Source organism: Enterococcus timonensis (assembly GCF_900104595.1).
In the GTDB taxonomy this organism is placed as follows: Bacteria; Bacillota; Bacilli; order Lactobacillales; family Enterococcaceae; genus Enterococcus_J; species Enterococcus_J timonensis.
The window spans coordinates 127,222-143,310 of record NZ_FNVY01000004.1 but is presented as its reverse complement, the minus strand read 5'-3'; the positions used below and the strand labels follow the sequence as shown (position 1 = coordinate 143,310).

Annotated in this window: 19 protein-coding genes; 6 read left to right on the top strand and 13 right to left on the bottom strand. The window is 39.2% G+C overall.

Going from position 1 to position 16,089, the window contains the following annotated elements; genetic code table 11:
* Nucleotides 1-43 precede the first annotated feature (43 nt).
* The 3 genes from BQ5341_RS05215 to queA form a co-directional block, all read right to left on the bottom strand.
* Nucleotides 44-544 carry an HD domain-containing protein gene (locus BQ5341_RS05215; RefSeq protein ID WP_071130985.1) on the bottom strand — a complete coding sequence of 167 codons (501 nt, stop codon included), beginning with the start codon at nt 542-544 and terminating at the stop codon, nt 44-46.
* Between the two features lie 121 nt (nt 545-665).
* Nucleotides 666-1,424 (bottom strand): TrmH family RNA methyltransferase, encoded by a 759-nt coding sequence (locus tag BQ5341_RS05210; RefSeq protein WP_071130984.1) that lies wholly within the window; start codon nt 1,422-1,424, stop codon nt 666-668.
* Nucleotides 1,425-1,463: 39 nt separating this feature from the next.
* On the bottom strand, nt 1,464-2,495 hold the full coding sequence (queA, locus tag BQ5341_RS05205; RefSeq protein ID WP_071130983.1) for a tRNA preQ1(34) S-adenosylmethionine ribosyltransferase-isomerase QueA: 1,032 nt from the start codon (nt 2,493-2,495) through the stop codon (nt 1,464-1,466).
* 150 nt (nt 2,496-2,645) lie between these two features.
* On the opposite strand from queA, the gene BQ5341_RS05200 reads away from it, so the two are divergent.
* The gene (locus BQ5341_RS05200) at nt 2,646-3,548 is read left to right on the top strand and encodes a VOC family protein (RefSeq protein WP_071130982.1); all 903 of its coding nucleotides are present in this window, start codon (nt 2,646-2,648) and stop codon (nt 3,546-3,548) included.
* Nucleotides 3,549-3,710: 162 nt separating this feature from the next.
* Here the strand turns inward: BQ5341_RS05200 and BQ5341_RS05195 are convergent, their stop codons facing one another.
* The 4 genes from BQ5341_RS05195 to BQ5341_RS05180 all read right to left on the bottom strand — a co-directional run bounded on the left by BQ5341_RS05195 (nt 3,711) and on the right by BQ5341_RS05180 (nt 6,200).
* Nucleotides 3,711-4,211, bottom strand: coding sequence for a hypothetical protein (locus BQ5341_RS05195; protein ID WP_407920134.1), 501 nt, complete (start codon nt 4,209-4,211; stop codon nt 3,711-3,713).
* A 165-nt stretch (nt 4,212-4,376) separates the two neighbouring features.
* Nucleotides 4,377-5,576 (bottom strand): hypothetical protein, encoded by a 1,200-nt coding sequence (locus BQ5341_RS05190; protein ID WP_071130980.1) that lies wholly within the window; start codon nt 5,574-5,576, stop codon nt 4,377-4,379.
* A 34-nt stretch (nt 5,577-5,610) separates the two neighbouring features.
* Nucleotides 5,611-5,949 carry a type II toxin-antitoxin system PemK/MazF family toxin gene (locus tag BQ5341_RS05185; RefSeq protein WP_071130979.1) on the bottom strand — a complete coding sequence of 113 codons (339 nt, stop codon included), beginning with the start codon at nt 5,947-5,949 and terminating at the stop codon, nt 5,611-5,613.
* The gene (locus BQ5341_RS05180; RefSeq protein ID WP_071130978.1) at nt 5,946-6,200 is read right to left on the bottom strand and encodes an AbrB/MazE/SpoVT family DNA-binding domain-containing protein; all 255 of its coding nucleotides are present in this window, start codon (nt 6,198-6,200) and stop codon (nt 5,946-5,948) included. The genes BQ5341_RS05185 and BQ5341_RS05180 overlap by 4 nt, the downstream gene beginning before the upstream one ends.
* Nucleotides 6,201-6,414: 214 nt before the next feature.
* Here BQ5341_RS05180 and clpP point away from each other — a divergent pair, with 214 nt between their 5' ends.
* Nucleotides 6,415-7,008: an ATP-dependent Clp endopeptidase proteolytic subunit ClpP gene (clpP, locus tag BQ5341_RS05175; RefSeq protein ID WP_071130977.1), complete on the top strand. Its 594-nt coding sequence runs from the start codon at nt 6,415-6,417 to the stop codon at nt 7,006-7,008.
* 178 nt (nt 7,009-7,186) lie between these two features.
* Here the strand turns inward: clpP and BQ5341_RS05170 are convergent, their stop codons facing one another.
* The 6 genes from BQ5341_RS05170 to ccpA all read right to left on the bottom strand — a co-directional run bounded on the left by BQ5341_RS05170 (nt 7,187) and on the right by ccpA (nt 13,537).
* Nucleotides 7,187-8,173, bottom strand: coding sequence for a LacI family DNA-binding transcriptional regulator (locus tag BQ5341_RS05170; RefSeq protein ID WP_071130976.1), 987 nt, complete (start codon nt 8,171-8,173; stop codon nt 7,187-7,189).
* A 30-nt stretch (nt 8,174-8,203) separates the two neighbouring features.
* Nucleotides 8,204-9,694, bottom strand: coding sequence for a UDP-glucose--hexose-1-phosphate uridylyltransferase (galT, locus tag BQ5341_RS05165; RefSeq protein WP_071130975.1), 1,491 nt, complete (start codon nt 9,692-9,694; stop codon nt 8,204-8,206).
* Between the two features lie 13 nt (nt 9,695-9,707).
* Nucleotides 9,708-10,700, bottom strand: coding sequence for a UDP-glucose 4-epimerase GalE (gene galE, locus BQ5341_RS05160; RefSeq protein ID WP_071130974.1), 993 nt, complete (start codon nt 10,698-10,700; stop codon nt 9,708-9,710).
* Between the two features lie 416 nt (nt 10,701-11,116).
* Complete coding sequence (locus BQ5341_RS05155) at nt 11,117-12,280, bottom strand: galactokinase (RefSeq protein WP_071130973.1); 1,164 nt, start codon at nt 12,278-12,280, stop codon at nt 11,117-11,119.
* A 27-nt stretch (nt 12,281-12,307) separates the two neighbouring features.
* Nucleotides 12,308-12,484, bottom strand: coding sequence for a hypothetical protein (locus BQ5341_RS10490; protein ID WP_158661744.1), 177 nt, complete (start codon nt 12,482-12,484; stop codon nt 12,308-12,310).
* A gap of 48 nt (nt 12,485-12,532) precedes the next feature.
* Nucleotides 12,533-13,537: a catabolite control protein A gene (gene ccpA / locus BQ5341_RS05150; protein WP_071131878.1), complete on the bottom strand. Its 1,005-nt coding sequence runs from the start codon at nt 13,535-13,537 to the stop codon at nt 12,533-12,535.
* Between the two features lie 204 nt (nt 13,538-13,741).
* On the opposite strand from ccpA, the gene BQ5341_RS05145 reads away from it, so the two are divergent.
* The 4 genes from BQ5341_RS05145 to BQ5341_RS05135 all read left to right on the top strand — a co-directional run bounded on the left by BQ5341_RS05145 (nt 13,742) and on the right by BQ5341_RS05135 (nt 16,086).
* Nucleotides 13,742-14,842 carry an aminopeptidase P family protein gene (locus tag BQ5341_RS05145; RefSeq protein ID WP_071130972.1) on the top strand — a complete coding sequence of 367 codons (1,101 nt, stop codon included), beginning with the start codon at nt 13,742-13,744 and terminating at the stop codon, nt 14,840-14,842.
* Nucleotides 14,843-15,127: 285 nt separating this feature from the next.
* Nucleotides 15,128-15,277, top strand: coding sequence for a hypothetical protein (locus tag BQ5341_RS10570; RefSeq protein WP_162840223.1), 150 nt, complete (start codon nt 15,128-15,130; stop codon nt 15,275-15,277).
* A 199-nt stretch (nt 15,278-15,476) separates the two neighbouring features.
* Nucleotides 15,477-15,755 (top strand): type II toxin-antitoxin system RelB/DinJ family antitoxin, encoded by a 279-nt coding sequence (locus BQ5341_RS05140; protein WP_071130971.1) that lies wholly within the window; start codon nt 15,477-15,479, stop codon nt 15,753-15,755.
* Nucleotides 15,742-16,086, top strand: a complete 345-nt coding sequence (locus tag BQ5341_RS05135) for a type II toxin-antitoxin system PemK/MazF family toxin (protein ID WP_083378613.1) — start codon at nt 15,742-15,744, stop codon at nt 16,084-16,086. The genes BQ5341_RS05140 and BQ5341_RS05135 overlap by 14 nt, the downstream gene beginning before the upstream one ends.
* Nucleotides 16,087-16,089 lie beyond the last annotated feature (3 nt).

Genomic DNA, 16,089 nt, shown 5'->3' with positions numbered 1-16,089 from the left:
GATTCTTTTTAGCACAACTTTTCTTAAATTTAAATGATTTTATTTAAACACTTTGTTTAGCAAACATATGGTGCCATTTTTTGCGCAGATTTTGGCTAAATGGTGCCATTGATTCTTGAATGGCGCAATATTTGTCCACCAGCGTCACAATGTAGCTTTCTTTATACCGAGGCATGGCCAAAGTGGCGCCCCACATATGTTTAATAATAATATCTTTTTCAACTTTGTTTAATGTAGTAATTTTTTCCGCATTTTTACAAGCAATCCGTGGATGCATGTAGGCATGACTGCCTTCATCAAACTTGGTAGTGTGCCAATCGTAGTAAAATAAATCGTGCAACAACCCCGCCCGACCACAAGCACTGGCATCCACGTGCCATTTTTTGGCCCATAAATAAGAACGGTAAGAAACGGAAATAGAATGTTCCAAACGATTCGAGTGAATATGTTGTTTATAATTAGCAAGTTTTTGGACTTCTGGTGTTGCTAGTAAATCCTCAACTAAAGCGCAGTATTCTGCATCATTTTCCCAATTTTTTGTCATTCAGTGTTCCCCTTTTGGCTGGCTAGAATTTTATAATACAAACTGTCAACTCCGCAAGTATAGCACGGCAATTTTCAAAAACCTAGGGATTAAAAAAATTTCTTGTGAGTTTTACTGATTCTTAAAACTTTTGACACAAATGATATAAAACAATACCGCAAGCTACCCCAACATTTAATGATTCGGCTTGGCCATTCATTTCGATATAAATATTTTCATTCGTTTGTTTTAACAGCGCCTCGTCCACTCCTTGACCTTCATTGCCTAAGATTACTAGAAAATTTTCTGTCGGGACAACTTTTCGCAAAGGAATCGCTTGTTCATTCAATTCTGTGCCGTAAACTGGAATATTTTGTCCTTGGGCTTTTTGGATCCAAGTGTTCAAATCCCCTTCAAAAATTGGCAAATGATAAAGTGAGCCTTGCAGTGCCCGGAGCACTTTTTGATCATATAAATCAACCGTCCCTGAACCTAACACAACGCCAGACAAACCAAAGGCATCGGCTGAGCGAATCATCGTGCCGAGATTACCAGGATCTTGAATGCGGTCCAACAATAAAAATCCACCAGAAAGAGTTGCGATTGTTGCTGGTGGATTTTTTTTAACTAAAGCAATGATCCCTGGTGTTGTGGGTAATTGTGAGGCCAGTTGTAAAATATTTTCTGCCACAATTTGCACAGAATAATCGCTGAGCCAAGCAGGTGCTATTTGTAAAAAATCTTCCGTCACATAAATTTCTTCAATTTTGGCCTGAGCAAAATGAGCTTCTTCCACTAAATGAAAGCCTTCAATGATATATTGTTGAAATTTCGTGCGATTTTTCCGTAAATGCAGTTTTTTCAGCTGCTTGATTTTTGGATTATCTTTGGCGGTAATCATGTCGTAGCCCTCCTTTCGCTAGTCAATTGTGCAAATTTTTTATTTAACAAACATCGCATCGCCGAAACTAAAGAAGCGATAACGTTCGTCAATGGCGTGTTGATAAGCATTTAAAACATTTTCCCGACCAGCAAAGGCCGACACCAGCATCACTAAAGTTGATTTTGGCAAATGAAAATTCGTGGAAAAAGCATCGACAACTTTAAATTGATACCCTGGTTTAATGAAAATTTCCGTCCAACCACTGTCGGCTTGAATTTTTCCATCAAATTTCGTGCCAATCGTTTCTAACGTCCGAATCGAAGTCGTTCCAACAGCGACAATTCGGCCACCACTAGCCCGAACTTCATTTAATTTTTGCGCACTTTCTTCACTTAAGTTATAAAATTCAGAGTGCATGTGGTGTTCGGCGATATTTTCCACTGAGACTGGTCGGAAAGTGCCAAGACCGACGTGCAAAGTTAAATACACAAGATGAACGCCTTTATTTTCGATTTGGGCTAATAATTCTTTTGTAAAATGCAAACCGGCTGTGGGAGCAGCGGCGGATCCATTTTCCTTGGCGTAAACAGTTTGATAGCGTTCGGGATCTTCCAAATGTTCTTTAATGTATGGAGGTAACGGCATTTCGCCAAGTGATTCAAGAATTTCTAAAAAGATGCCGTCATAAGAAAATTCAATCATTCGGCCGCCGTGTTCTAATTCTTCTGTAACGACCGCTTTTAATTTTCCTTCGCCAAAATCAATTTCGGTGCCAACTTTGGCCCGTTTGGCCGGTTTAATTAATGTTTCCCAAGTGTCGCCGTTGGTATTATTTAAAAGCAACACTTCCAAATGTCCGCCAGTGTCCGGTTTTACGCCGTACAATCGTGCCGGCAGAACGCGGGTATTATTCATGACTAGCGCATCGCCTGGATTTAATTGGTCAATAATTTGGGTAAAATGTTGATCGGTAACTTCGCCCGTTTTGTGATCTAAGACCAACAGGCGCGAGCTGGAGCGATCTTCCAATGGCGTTTGCGCAATAAGTTCTTCAGGTAAATTAAAATCAAAATCTTCCGTGCTTAACATGATTCTCCTCTTTTCTAAAATCTTGCCACATTTTCTATAATCTTGCCTTATTGTACACCAGAATTTTAGGCAAACACAAATAGTTGACGAAATTTCCTTCAGCTATTATACTTATTTTTAGTAAGTAATAAATCGAAAGAAGGTTTTGTAATGAATGCATTTCATCACGTTTCACTTTTAACTCGCTACGCTAACGACAATAAAAACTTTTATACGGAACTTTTAGGTCTCCGTTTTGTTAAAAATACCGTCAATCAAGATAACCACCGCATGCTCCACTGGTATTATGGTGATTACACAGGCAGTCCCGGTTCAGTGGTGACTTTTTTTGTCGTCCCGCGCCTTGGTGCGCGCCAAGATAATAAAAATTCGTTACAAACGATTGGCTTAAAACTTCCAGTAAACTCCCTAAGTTTTTGGGAAAATCGTTTAAATGACGCCGGCATTTCTTTTGAAAAAAATAACCATACTTTACAATTTTTCGATGAAGATAATGTGAAAGTCTTTTTAAATGAAACAACTTTGCCCCCTTTAACTGATGAAAAAGTCGCCACTCACACCGATATTCCGCAAGACAAACAAATCATCGGACTAGCCTCGACTGAATTTCACGTACCTGATGTAGTGCAAACTGCTGACTTTTTTGAAAAATTGCTCGGCTGGAAGATGACTGGCGATAAAATTATTTTTAACGAGACAGAATTTATTACGATTACTCAAAGTAATTCTGATGAAAAAAGTCATATGGGTCGCGGCTCAATGGATCACGTGGCCTTTGCCGTTAAAGACGACGAAGCCTTAAGAGCGCTCCATGACAAGGCTAAAGAGCAAGGCTGGAATATTGAAAAAATGATTTCTCGCGGCTATTTCAAGAGCTTATATATTCGCGAACCCGGCGGCAATCGGGTGGAATTTGCCACTTTACAACCAGGGTTCACCATTGACGAACCGCTAGAAACATTAGGCGAAAGCTTTGCCTTGCCACCATTTTTACAAAAACAACGGGCAGAAATTGAAGCCAATGTTTACGAAGAAGAATTAAAAGAAGAATAAAAAGAATGATTAAAAGAATTGGCGTTGGACTTTAGTTTTAGTCCAATGCCAATTTTTTTAATTAAAAAAGGAAGCAATAAATGCCTCCTTAACTGGTTGCTATTTTACGGTAATTTTTTTTCGTACTTTTTTCCGTACATTTTTTCAAAACTTTTTTTAACTTTATTTCACGTCATTATTTTTCATTTTTTTTAATTGAATTTTGCGATCTTCAATAATTGAGATTAAGTTGTCGGAAAATTGTTCCACCAGTAGCCGGCCACCTTTATACGTGTAGCCCCCGATATCAGTCGTTTCTTCGGGTGATAATACCACTTGCCGCACCGCAATATTTTTGAAAAATTCTTCCACCAAATAATTAGGCAGCAAAAAATGATTTTGGGCCGCGAAACTTTGCAAATAGACATAATCGTCAATTGTAATAAAACAGTCGTCAAAAGCATCGAAACTAACATATTTTGGCAAAAGCAAATTTCGTTTCATCAAAATTTCATTGATTTTTTTGTTCAGCAAAAGTAAAACATCAATTTCTTCAGTGACTCTTTTCATCTCTTCTTTTTTATTTTCTTGGCGCTCTTGCCATTTTCGTTGAGATTTTATCGCCGCTAAAACTAAGAGTGCACCAACAACAACACCCGCTAACCCTGCTCCACCTGTAATAATCCAAGACACATTTTCCATCTACTTCACCTCTAATTTTCTTCAAGTAATGATTGCCAAAATCACTTATCCTTATTATACATGACTTTCGATAATTTATTTTATTTTGCGTTTTTTGCCGATTTTTTAAAAAAGCCAAGCAAAATCTGCCAACCCGCCGCTAGATTTTTAATATTTTTTATAAGTGATTTCCAAATAATACCTTTTTGTTCCGTCGCTCCACTGTTCTGGAACGATCGTGTAACTCGCTGAACCGTAGTAACTTTCGTGCCATTTGTCGATTCGTTCCTGAGCGGTGGTGGCGGCCTGACCAAAATCATAAAATAATTCGCCAAAGCCTGTATAAGGAATAAGGGCGTATGGAATTTCTGTTTCAGTCGGTTGATTGGGATTTGAAACCGGTGGCGTTGTCGGCGTCGGTTCTTCTGGAACTTTGGCGACAACAGTTTGCGTGATATTCCCATTTTTGTCAGCCAAATATTCACTGCCGTCCACTACTTTCACTGTAAAAGTCCCGTCCGGATTTTCGGCCACCACGCCGCCTAGTTCTAGCGCCTTTTTTTCAGCTTGAGACTTAGATAATTCTTTTTCTACTTGATCCACTTTGGCTAAAACAATTTTCAAATGATTCACAAGTTTTGTTTTTGTGGCGCTATCTTTCACCTTGCCTAAAAGTTCGTTGGCCTCGTCGTAGCTAGCACGGTTCACATTTTCTTTAGCTTTATCACCGATTAATAGAGCGGAAACTTTCTCTTGAGCCGTCGTTAGATCAGCCAGTTGCGTTTCTCCATTGGCAATAATTTTGTTCATGGAAGACACCCAAGCATCATTTTCTACTGGAAAATCATTCGAAAAATCTTCTTTAAGTGTCGTGAAGAAACTTTCATCGTTGTCGCCTTTTACCGCAATCTCTGGATTATAGGCATCACTTAAAAGAACCTCTTTTTCAAAACCACTATTGGCTTTTTCTTGAAAGTTGTATTTTAAATTAATGACCAAAAAATCAGCTTGCAGTTCATTTTTTAAGTTGGCCATTTCAGCTGTTGCTTGCCCTACTTGCGAATCTTTAGCGTATTTGTCCTGGATAGCAAAATTTTGATTGATTTTCATTTCCATAGCTGTTAATTTTTCGCCAGTGACCTCTTGAGCTAAAAAATCTTTTTGATCATTAAGATATAATTTGTCCACCTCTTGTTTTAGCCCGCTTAAGCGCTGCGTCTCTTGCGTCAGTTGCGCTTGATATTTTTTCACAGCACTTTGATGATTGTTGTTGGCAGCTACAATTGAAATCCCAATAACGATGGCAAATGCAATCCCTAAGCCAATACCAACTTTTGCTTTACGACCCACTTTTTTCGTTTTCTTCACGTCCTCTCGGAAAAAATTTAGAATTCTAGATTGACTATACTTGCGTCATCTCGTGTATTCTTAATAAAACTTCTTCTAACAAATCATTGGGTAATTTCTCCAAAAATAGGACATTTCTTGCTTTATAATCAATGGACGTCAGCCGTTCCACGTAAATCGTTCCGGAAGTTTTGGTTCGATTATCCAATTTTACATGAAGCGGATATTCAAACGGACCCGAGCTGATGGGAATGATCCAAGCAAATGTAGAAGTTTTGGATAAGATATTGCTGCTAACAATTAACCCTGGTCGCCTTCCTTTTTGTTCATGGCCTAATGATGGACTGAAATCCATCAAAATAATATCGCCAATTTCGGGAGAATAATTTTTCATTTAATTTCTTCTCCCACCGGTTTCATATCCAACCATTCTTGACCTTCTTTATTTGGTTCATAGAAACCATCATAATCTTCTAGTAGTTCTTGCACCGTTTTCCTATTTCGTTTGACAATAACAATTTGTCCTTTTGTTGCTGTGATTTCAATCGGTTCAGATTCCGAAAATTGGGCCACAAGTAGCAAATCTTTTGTGATTCGTATGGCATTTCCGTTTCCCCATTTTTTAATTGTATCGATTTTTTCCATTCTAATCACCCCAAGCAAAGTATACACTATGATAGATACTTTACAAACTTTTTACTTACTATAATCTGCTTGTATAAAATAGCTTACGACAAAATGAATTCTCAGCGCAAATAATTTGACCTTTCTTGACCAATTCAGTATACTTTTTTCGTAGATGATTTCTTTTTATGCTAAAATAGCTAAGAAGTCAGTTGAACATTAGGAGGAAAAACTTATGAATTTAATTCCCACAGTCATTGAACAGTCTTCCCGCGGCGAACGGGCTTATGATATTTATTCGCGCCTATTAAAAGATCGGATTATTATGCTGTCTGGTGCCATCGACGATGATGTGGCCAACAGTTTGATTGCCCAATTATTATTCTTAGATGCTCAAGATTCTGAAAAAGATATTTTCTTGTACATCAACTCACCAGGTGGTTCAGTTTCAGCCGGTCTGGCGATTTTTGACACGATGAATTTTATTAAAGCCGATGTCCAAACGATCGTACTTGGCATGGCCGCTTCGATGGGAAGCTTCTTACTCACAGCCGGTGCCAAAGGGAAACGGTTCGCCTTGCCAAATGCTGAAATTATGATTCACCAACCAATGGGCGGTGCCCAAGGTCAAGCAGCCGAAATTGAAATTGCTGCCAAACATATTTTAGAAACACGGGAACGTTTGAATAAAATTTTGGCTGAACAAACTGGCCAACCGCTAGAAGTTATCGAAAAAGATACCGACCGCGACAACTACATGACCGCCCAACAAGCCAAAGATTACGGCCTAATCGACGCCGTCATGGAAAACAACAACTTGAAAAAATAGGGGCAATTTTTTGCGCTTAAGGGCGTAGGAAAATAGAAATCCCCGTTGATAATCGCTTTTTGATTATTGATGGGGATTGTCTTTTTCCCTAGACCTTGCAAGAAATTTGCCCGTTAAAATAAGCGCAACCCGATAAAAAAATCGCTAAATGACAATTTTCGTCATCTAGCGATTTTTTTTATGCTGATTTTCGTTTAACAAAGGTGGTTCCAACAATAATTTTTCTAGCAACGGGCGGATTTTCGGTTAATAATTCTTGCATAACAGAAATCGCCATCTCCCCTAGCCACTCGGTGTGAACTTTGACTGTGGAAAGCGGCGGCGTGACGTATTTTGCCACTGAGACGTCATTGAATCCCACCACCGCAACTTCATCAGGCACGGCAATTCCTGCTTCTTGGAGAGCTTTTAAAGCGCCCAACGCTAAGGCGTCGCTGGCACAAAATAAAGCGCCAGGCATTTTGCCCCCGTCAGTTAAATAATTTTTCACGGCATTAAAGCCACCATTAATAGTAAATGGCGCGCTTAATGCTACATCACTTTTTTGAAAACGAGTGGAAGGAACCTCACTTAAAAAATAATCTAAGCGAGGATCAGTCAATGGTGTTTGACCAGCGGCGGTTTTTTCTTCACCAGCCAAAATTCCCACTGTTTGCGCAGAGGTTTGGGCTAAACAATTCAACGCTTGCTCCACGCCTTGTTGAAAATCTATCATCAATGCGTTATAGCCGTACTGATATCCATCAAAATCGACTACTAAAAAATTTTCGCTCAAGCGACTTAATTTCGCCAGTTGCGCTTGATCAAATTTGCCTAATGTTAACACGCCGTCAAAATTTTTCTCCGGTAACGCTGCTTCATCCCAAGTCCAACGAGTAATGGAAAATCCCAATTCTTGAGCTTTTTTTTCAATCCCCAAACGAATCGCCAAATAATACAAATCTTCCAGTTCTTCTTGCGTGTTATACCATTGGACCAACAAAAGTGAAGCTTGCACGTTGCGAATATTTTTCAAATGTTTCGTGTAATTTAAAGCTTCGGCGGCTTCAAAAATTTTCTGCTTCGTTTCTTCAGTCACTGATAAATCTTTGTCGTAATTTAATACGCGGGAAACCGTTGCTGAAGACACACCGGCATTTTCGGCGATATCTTTAATGGTGGCCATCAGATTTCCTCCTTTTTGCAAATCTTATTTTTACAGTGTTGCAATGAATTTTTCAAAAGCAGCTTCACCTTGTTCATCGCGTTTAAAGACGCCGGCATCTTCTAAGACGCGGCAAAAGACTGCGCCCACTTCAGCTTGAACAATTTTTTCAACATTTTCTGAAGTAATCGTCGCGTATTTTTTGGAAATTTCTTCCGCCCATGGTACATGGATTGCGGCGATTTGATTTTTTTCACTTAGTAAATATTTTTCCACTTCAGCTAATTCATCTTTCAAACGCGGTGGCAAAATAGCCAGTCCTAACACTTCAATTAGGCCGATATTTTCTTTTTTAATATGTTGCACGTCAGGATGTGGATGGAAAATCCCATCAGGAAATTCCGCCGAAATATTATTGTCCCGCAAGACAATATCCATTTCAAAATTCTTACCAACTTTGCGAGCAATCGGTGTGACCGTGTGATGGCGGGTGCCATCGCCAGAATAAGCCCGAACGTCGACAGATGGATCAGAATAATTTTTCCATTTGGTTAAAATATGGCTAGCCACTTGAATCAGATGGTCTTTATTTTCAGAACGGAGGCGCAAGACACTCATGGGCCAGCGAACTTTTTCTAAAGAAACATCAGGAAATTCCGTCAAAGTATAACTTTTTTCGGCTGCAGCTTTTTGCATTGGAAACTCATGATGGCCCCCTTGATAATGATCGTGGCTAAGAATTGATCCGCCCACAATCGGCAAATCAGCGTTAGAACCCACAAAATAATGAGGAAAAACTTGGACAATTTCCAGTAAGCGACGGAAAGTGTCTTCGTTAATTTTCATTGGGCGATGCTCTTCGGCCAAGATAATGCAATGCTCGTTGTAATAAGCATAGGGCGAATACTGGAAACCCCAACTCTCCCCTTGCAAATTCAACCGGATCAAGCGGTGATTTGTGCGGGCCGGATAATTGGCTGCTCCGCCACCTAAATAGCCTTCATTTTCCATACATAAAAGACATTTTGGATAGACATGAGCCGGCGCCGTTTTGGCTGCGGCGATTTCTTTAGGGTCTTTTTCAGGTTTCGACAAATTAATTGTAATTTCAAGGTCGCCGTATTCTGTTTTTGCTGGAAAAATAATATTTTTAGCAATCGCCGCAGTTTTAATGTAATCATTTTTCTGGGATAAATCGAAGAAATAATTCGTGGCGTCTTCCGGTGAATGGTGATAATGTTCAGCAAATAAAGCATTCACAACAGAAGGTGGCGGCGTCATAAGGTCAGTCAGTTGCGCGACCAAAACATCTTGGGCGCTCGCCGTTTTTCCGACGACTTTATTTTCGATAGCTTGATTTAATAATGCAGTAATTAATGGCGCAACTTCCACGCCAGCGCCTTTTGGTTGGCTGGGTTCAAAAGTTGTTTCACCGATCAGACCTAGCACTTTATTTTGTAAATAAAGTCGATCCATTTCCATATAGCCGCCATTTTCAATAGCGACGGTTACAAAATCGGCGATCGTTTGACTAATGGACATGAAATCTTCCTTCCTATTTATCATCGTAGCCGGCTGGGTGTGACAAATGCCAATTCCAAGCGGTTTGAATAATATCTTTAACGTCTTGATACTCAGGTTTCCATCCTAAAATTTCTTTCGCTTTTTTAGGACTAGCCACTAAACGACTCGGATCTCCGGCACGGCGAGCAACGATTTCCACTGGAATTTCTCTACCAGTGACTTCGCGTGCAGCTTCCACCATTTCTTTTACGGAGTAACCTTGGGCGCTGCCAAGATTAAAGGCAGTCGATTCGCCACCATTTTTCAAATATTCTAGCGCTAAAATATGAGCCGCAATTAAATCAGTAACTTGCACATAATCACGAATGCAAGTGCCATCTGGCGTATCATAATCGTCCCCGAAAATTTTCATGACGGAACGTTGGCCTAATGCTGTTTGCAAAATAATCGGAACAAGATGGGTTTCTGGATCGTGATCTTCCCCAATTGTTGAGTCGGCTTTGGCGCCAGCCACGTTGAAATAACGCAAGGCAACATAATTCATGCCATATGCCAAGTGGGACCACTTCATCATTTTTTCCATCATTAATTTTGATTCGCCATAAGGATTTTTCGGATTAGTTGGTGTTAATTCGGTAATTGGATTTTCCGTTGGTTCGCCGTAAGTTGCCGCCGTTGACGAGAAAATAATATTTTTAACTTCGAATTCTTTCATCACTTCTAGCAAAATTTGCATCCCGTAAACATTGTTGTTGAAATATTTTAAAGGTTTATCTACAGATTCGCCAACTAAAGAAAATGCTGCAAAATGCATCACAGCTTCAATTTTTTCTGTTGAGAAAACTTTTTGCATAAAGGTCTTGTCGCGAATATCCCCTTCATAAAAGCGCGCTTTTTTGTTGATTGCTTTGCGATGACCAGTCACGAGATTGTCGATAACCGCTACATCATAATTTTTGCCGATCAATTGATCCACAGCGTGTGAACCAATATACCCAGCCCCACCCAATACTAAAATTGTCAAAATAATTCCTCCTCTAATAAGGTTGTCGAAGGCGCGATTAATGGTGTAGAGATTTAGGAAAATTTTTCGAAAATCCTGAACTTGGATTTTTAAAAATTTTATCTAATCTCCTAACCATTGCGCCTGAGACACCGTGAATAAGGTTGTCAAAGGCGCGCTTAATGGTGTAGAGATTTAGGAAAATTTTTCGAAAATCCCGAACTCGGATTTTTAAAAATTTTATCTAATCTCCTAACCATTGCGCCTGAGACACCGTGAATAAGGTTGTGTTTTGAACGGTTAATGACGTAGAAAATTAGGACCATGGTGTATGACTGCCAAGCAGGCAGAAGTCATGGTATCTATTTTCCTAGTCATTGTTCAAAACACACCGTCTATCATTCAAACATTGTTTAAGATCTTTCATTCAATTTATCTTACAACTTTTTGGTGCCATCGCCAATTTTTGCTTCATAAAAATCAGCCGCATAACCGACTGTATCCAAATATTTTTTGCCAACTGCGTCAGTTAAATCTTGATAGTGATCGTGATGAACTAAAGCAATGGCGCACCCGCCAAATCCAGCGCCGGTCATCCGCGCGCCTAAAACGCCAGGAACTTTTTGTGCGGTTTCAGCTAATGTGTCTAATTCTAAGCCGGTCACCTCGTAATCATTTTTCAAAGAAGCGTGGGATTCATTTAATAATTTGCCAAATGTTTCCAAATCGCCAGAAGTTAAAGCATTTTTTGCTTGAATGGTCCGTTGATTTTCGTAAACGGCATGACGAGCCCGTTTGATTAAAACTTCATCCCCGATTAAGCCGGTATTTTTTTCAAACGTTTCTTCATCTAAAGCACCAAGAGAATCAATCGGCAATTCTTTTTTCAGACGTTTCAGCGCTTCTTCACATTCGGCGCGACGTTGATTGTATTTGGAATCGGCCAACTCGCGACGCTTGTTAGTATTCATAATGCAAACGACATACTCGCCAAGTTCCACCGGTACCATTTCATAATCCAGCGTATTGGTGTCAAGAAAAATTCCGTGGTTTGCTTTGCCCATACCAATGGCAAATTGATCCATAATACCGGAATTCACGCCGATAAATTCATTTTCAACTCGTTTCCCAGTTAAAATTAATTGCAAGCGCGTAGTAGGAAGAACGAATAATTCTTGCAAAATCACGCCGATTAATAATTCAAGTGAAGCCGATGACGAAAGGCCGGCACCGTTTGGAATATTGCCCCATAATGCCACTTCAAAACCGGAGTCGATGGCAAAATCGTCGCTTAGTAAATATTTTACCATTCCTTTAGCATAATTTGCCCAGTTGTCTTCTTTTTTGTAATTTAAATCGTCTAAAGAAAATTCAATCACGCCAAGATCAGCAAAATTTTCTGAGTACAAACGAATCTTTTGATCGTCACGACGACGCGCCACACCATAAGTGCCTAAAGTAATCGCCGCTGGAAAAACGTGACCGCCATTGTAATCTGTGTGTTCGCCAATTAAATTAATTCGTCCTGGCGAGAAAAAATCTGTTGGTTTTGATCCTTCTCCAAATCTTGCTGTGAAAATTTCTTGTAAATCTTTCATCATGTCACCTCTTAAATTTATTTAGTAAACTTATTGTAAAACTTTTACTAAAGAATGTAAACCTTTTAATCTTAAAATTTTTAAAAAAAATCCATCACCAGAAATTCCAGTGATGGATTTTTTATTTTTCAACAATCTTATTGACGGTGTCAAAAGAGCTGCCTCTAGGGAAAAAGACAAAATGCCTTCTGATTGCGTTGCAATCATTCACCATTTTACTATTTTCCTACGAGGCAACCCGCTTTTTTGACAACCTTATTTTTTCGTTGATCCTTTTTCTTCTAATCCGTAAGGTAAGACAACGACATTTTCGTCGGTCTCTTCTTTGTTCATTAATTTTGTTAACAAACGCATCGATACGGCACCTAAGTCATACAAAGGTTGCGTGATGGAAGTCATTTTTGGACGTGAGACTTCGGTTAACAAGGAATTGTTGGAAGTAATTACTTCGAATTCTTCTGGCACTTTCACGCCTTTGTCTAACACGCCGTCTAGCACGCCTAAAGCCAACTCATCATCAGTGATAAATGCCGCCGTTGCGCCACTTGCTAAAATTTGTTCAGATAGTTTTACACCATCTTTAAAAGTTAATGAACTTTCAAAAACTAAAGCATCATCGTATTCCAAATTTTTGCTAGCTAAAGCATTTTTATAACCAATTAAACGACTTTCATGATTAATTGGATCAGCTAATTCGCCGCAAACAAAAGCAATTTTTTTATTGCCATTGTCAGCCAAAAGATTAATCGCATCGCTAGTCGCTGTTTCGTAATTAATGTTAACTGAACCTAATTCATTTTTAGGATCAACCGTTCCAGCCAAAACAACCGGCGTCCGAGAACGGGAAAATTCTGAGCGCAATTGGTCAGTGATGTGATGGCCCATGTAAATAATTCCATCCACTTGTTTAGCTAATAACGTGTTCAACACGTTGATTTCTTTTTCATCGTTAGAATCTGAGTTAGCTAAAATAATATTGTATTTGTACATGGTAGCCACGTCGTCAATCCCCCGCGCCAATGAAGCAAAAAACATATTGGAAACATCTGGAATTAATACGCCGACAGTCGTAGTTTTTTTGCTGGCTAGTCCCCGAGCTACCGCATTTGGCCGGTAATCTAAACGTTCAATTACGTCTAATACTTTTTTGCGTGTCGCTGGTTTCACATTAGGGTTGCCGTTGACCACGCGCGATACAGTGGCCATGGACACGCCAGCTTCACGAGCAACGTCATAAATAGTTATAGTTTGTTTATCAATCATCTTTCTTTTCTCCTCTACTTGAAAATGATTTCTGAAAGTTTCTTTCAATGAAAATAGTAACAAAAAAGAACCGTTTTCGCAAGCGCTTTATGTCGTTTTCAGAAAAAATTCATATTTCCGCCCATTTTTTTCGGCAAATTTATGAAAAAGTGCTATGCTTAAGACATATTTTATCACCATAAAAAATCAGGAGGTCTTTTGATGAATCAAAATAAATTAAATGAACTGCAGGCACATTTACGAGCCAATGAAATTGACTGGGCTTACTTGAGCGATCCTGGTCACATTGCTTATTTTTCCGGCTATCATTCTGAACCCCATGAACGGATTTTGGCCCTCTTTGTGCCCCAACTAGGCGAGCCTTTCTTGTTCACACCGGCTTTAGAAGTTGAAGCGGCAGGCGAAAGTGGTTGGCCTTATGAAATTTTCGGTTATCTCGATTCTGAAAATCCATATCAAATCATTGCCGATACCATTAAAAAACGGAGCCATTTTTTAAATAAATTTGCCTTTGAAAAAGGTTCACTGACTTTGAAAAACTACGAATTGTTCACCAGTTATTTTTCCGCCGATTTTTCAGCAGATCTGACGCCGGTTATTCAAAAATTACAATTGGTGAAAACGCCAGAAGAAATTTCTTTATTATTGGAAGCTGGATCATGGGCCGACGTCGCCTTTGAAATTGGTTTTTCAGCGATTAAAGCCGGTGCCACCGAAAGCGAAGTTGTAGCTGAAATTGAATATCAACTGAAAAAACGCGGTGTCGCTCAAATGAGCTTTGACACGATTGTTTTAAGTGGTGCCAACGCGGCTAAACCTCACGGCAATCCTGGCAGCACCGTCCTAGAAGAAAATAAATTTGTCTTGTTTGATCTTGGGGTTGTTTGGAAAGGTTATTGTAGTGATGCTACGCGGACCGTTAGTTTTAAAGAACCAAATGATTTTGACCGGAAAATTCACCAAATTTGTCTTGAAGCACAACTCAATGCCCAAGCCGCTGTTCGGCCAGGCATTACTGCAGAAAAATTAGATCAAGTAGCCCGCAATACGATTGACTCGTACGGCTATGGTGAATATTTCAATCACCGCCTCGGCCACGGCATCGGGACTACTGTTCATGAATTTCCCTCTTTAGTAGAAGGAAATGATTTAGTTTTAGAAGAAGGCATGTGCTTCTCACTAGAACCAGGCATTTACATCCCCGGTAAAGTTGGCGTGCGGATTGAAGATTGCGTCACCGTCACAAAAGATGGCTGCATTCCATTTACTAAAACACCAAAAGCACTACAAATCTTTGGATAAGGATGTCAAAGGAGCGGTAACGGCGTAGAAAATTAGAAAAACCGAGGACGAATTGAAAATTCGCCGGAAGTTTTATCTATTTTCCTAGCCGTTGCTCCTGAGACACCGTCAATCAAGTTGTAGGAAGACTCGGCAGAAAATCTGTCGAGTCTTTGCTTTTTTCTTAAGTTAAACGACACTTTGTTGGCTCCATTTGAATTAGGCGAACAAATGTGCTATACTGATTAAGGAATTTCGTTATGAACGTTATCGTTACCTTTCGAAACACTAGAAAGGAGATTTAAGATGACTTTTAAAAACAATCTTTTGGAATACCGTGTGATGTTCGATTTAGCAAATAATCTTTTTATCGTATTAGATAAAAACGACGAAGCCAAATCCGCCTCAGGTATTACCATTGAACAAGCAGTTCGCGCATTAAAAAAATTTGCTTAAGGAGTGAGTTTCACCAATGAATGATTACTGCTTATAAAAACGCCCACCGATTCCAGACGGTAGGCGTTTTTTGGTGTGCTCTGATAGAATGTTTTTTCAACGATGTCTTAAAAACTAAACTATAAAAATAATTTATTTAAGCTATTTTCATTCAAAAAGCATCTCTTTAGGAGTATAATATGAGTAAGAGGTGATTGTTATGGAAACAAAAGAAAAAAAGAAAAAAATTCAAGTAAATATCGATCGAACTTTAGCATCTGATGTAGATAGCGTTCTAAAATCTTTAGGAATGAACCCCACTGTTCTCATTACGGCACTTTATAAACGTGTAGCCGCAAAAGGCGCGATTCCCTTTGATTTGGCGCTGACTAAAGAAGAAAAAATTACGCTTCAGCTAGCTTCTGCTATCGAGTTAGTACCAACAACTCATGCACATAGCTTAGAGGAACTTAACGACTGGCTCGATGATGATGAATAAAAATGACATCTTTATCGGCTATCTTCCCTTTTCAAATCAGCTGAATACAGGAAAGATACGGCCTGTTCTGCTCATTGCCAAAGAGAACGAATTAGTCCATGTTTTTAAAATAACTTCTCAGTATGAAAGCAAATCGAAACACATTAAAAAACAATATTATCAAATCCAAAATTGGGAAGAAGCTGGCTTGAAAAAGAAATCATGGATTGATATTGGTGCTGCTAAAACAATTGACTTGAACCAATTAAAAATTAAAAAAATTGGCCAGCTCTCAATAAATGATCAAGAACACCTGGCTCTATTTATTAAGGCCTTTTACGGAGCTAAATAAAAG